A 260-nucleotide genomic window follows, 5' to 3' on the forward strand; every position below is an offset into this window, starting at 1 on the left:
TACCCATTGTAAAATTTTCGGCAATTTGTAATAGGAACTACCATCAACAGCTGCTTTCACGTAATCCCATTCAGATTCATTCTCAAAATAAGAATCCTCGAATTGATGCTGCACATAAAATAACCAAATTCCCAATGAGCCAGCTACAAATAAAATCGGTGCCTGAATTAATAGAAATGCTTGCCAGCCAATTGCCCAGCATAATAGAGCATAAATCACTATAATAGAAACATTCGTCAAATACGTATTTAATCGTTCCT

The 260-nt window shown here is 35.4% G+C and carries 1 pseudogene; it reads right to left on the reverse strand.

Features of this window, described 5'->3' with window-relative positions:
* A pseudogene (locus AC1ECF_RS17675) lies at positions 1-260 on the reverse strand (fatty acid desaturase); the annotation flags it as partial.

This window comes from Psychrobacillus sp. Z3-81, assembly GCF_056620325.1.